This is a genomic window from Cellulosimicrobium cellulans, assembly GCF_001722485.1.
Lineage (GTDB): Bacteria > Actinomycetota > Actinomycetes > Actinomycetales > Cellulomonadaceae > Cellulosimicrobium > Cellulosimicrobium cellulans_A.
The window spans coordinates 1-1,797 of sequence record NZ_LWGL01000310.1 but is presented as its reverse complement, the minus strand read 5'-3'; the positions used below and the strand labels follow the sequence as shown (position 1 = coordinate 1,797).

Genomic DNA, 1,797 nt, shown 5'->3' with positions numbered 1-1,797 from the left:
CCGGAGGCCCCGTCGGTGGGCGCGCAGGCGCAGGCCCAGCTCGCCGACCACTCCGCCGCCGCGACGGCGGAGCGCCCGACCCCGCCGCCGCCCGGCCCCGACCTCGAGAGCACGCTCGACGCCCTGCGCAGCGCGCGCCCGACCGACTGACGACGGACCCGGACGTGCGCCGCACGTCCGGGACGACGACCCGACCCCGGACACCGAAGGAAACCACCGCATGAGCAGCACGATCGCCGGCAACGGGGAGAAGTCCCTCGTCCTCGCCTCGGGGCGCGCGCACCCCGAGCTCGCGAACGACGTCGCGCGCGAGCTGGGGATCGACCTCCTCCCCACGACCGCCTACGACTTCGCGAACGGCGAGATCTACGTCCGGTTCGGGGAGTCCGTGCGCGGCGCGGACGTGTTCATCCTCCAGAGCCACACGGCGCCGATCAACCAGTGGATCATGGAGCAGCTGCTCATGGTCGACGCCGCGAAGCGCGCCTCGGCCCGCACGATCACCGTCGTCCAGCCGTTCTACGGCTACGCGCGCCAGGACAAGAAGCACCGCGGCCGCGAGCCGATCTCGGCGCGTCTCATGTCCGACCTCTTCACGGCGGCGGGCGCCGATCGCCTCATGAGCGTCGACCTGCACGCCGCGCAGACCCAGGGCTTCTTCGACGGCCCGGTCGACCACCTGTGGGCCATGCCGATCCTCACGGAGTACGTGAAGACGCGCGTGGACACGTCGAACGTCACGGTCGTCTCGCCCGACGCGGGGCGCATCCGCGTCGCCGAGCAGTGGGCGGCGAAGCTCGGCGGCGGTCCGCTCGCGTTCGTCCACAAGACGCGCGACATCACGCGGCCGAACCAGGCCGTCGCGAACCGCGTGGTCGGCGAGGTCGAGGGCCGCGACTGCGTGCTCGTCGACGACCTCATCGACACCGGCGGCACCATCGCCGAGGCGGTGCGCGTCGTCCTCGACGCGGGCGCGAGGTCGGTCGTCGTGGCGGCGACGCACGGCGTGCTGTCCGACCCGGCCGCCCAGCGCCTGTCGGAGTGCGGCGCGAGCGAGGTGGTCATCACCGACACGCTGCCGATCGCCGCGGACAAGCGGTTCCCGCAGCTCACCGTGCTGTCGATCGCGCCGCTCGTCGCGCGCGCGATCCGCGAGGTGTTCGACGACGGCTCCGTGACCTCGCTGTTCGACGGCAACAGCTGAGGCGTGCGGTCCGCACGGCCGACCCGTGACATTCGGCAGGGTCGGCCGTGCGCCGCGTCCCCTAGCGTGGGGACCATGCTGATCCTCGAGGACTACCTGCTGCTGACGCTGGACGACGCGACCGGCAAGGCCGTCGTCGACTCCTCGTACCGCGAGCAGGTCGCCGCCGGTGCGCTGCTGGTCGAGCTCGCGCTCCTCGGGCGCGCCGACCTCGCCGGCGACGGCGACGGGGGACGCGTGGGGCGCATCGTCGTCCGGGACGCGTCCCCGACGGGGAACGGCCTCCTCGACGAGGCGCTCGACGTCGTGCGGTCCAAGGAGGGGGCGAAGCCCAAGGCGCTCGTCGGGCCGATCGCGAAGCTCAAGCCGGCCGCGCGCGCGGTGGCGTCCCTCGCCGACCGCGGCGTCCTGCGCCGCGAGGAGGGGCGCGTCCTCGGGATCTTCCCGACCACCCGCTGGCCCGCGGCCGACTCGCGCCACGAGGACGCGGTCCGCGGCGACCTGTGGCGCGTCCTCGTCGGCGGCGAGCAGCCGGGCGAGCGCACGGCCGCGCTCGTGGCGATCCTCGCCGCGACGGGACAGGCGGGCCGCGT

General features: G+C 74.2%; 2 protein-coding genes. Both read left to right on the top strand.

The genetic code is table 11. From position 1 onward, the window contains the following. Positions 1-220: 220 nt before the first annotated feature. Positions 221-1,204 carry a ribose-phosphate diphosphokinase gene (locus tag JZ5iCDA_RS17315; protein ID WP_069388223.1) on the top strand — a complete coding sequence of 328 codons (984 nt, stop codon included), beginning with the start codon at positions 221-223 and terminating at the stop codon, positions 1,202-1,204. Between the two features lie 75 nt (positions 1,205-1,279). After that, positions 1,280-1,797 (top strand): GOLPH3/VPS74 family protein (locus tag JZ5iCDA_RS17310; RefSeq protein ID WP_069388222.1); only part of this gene is annotated, 518 nt, incomplete at its 3' end.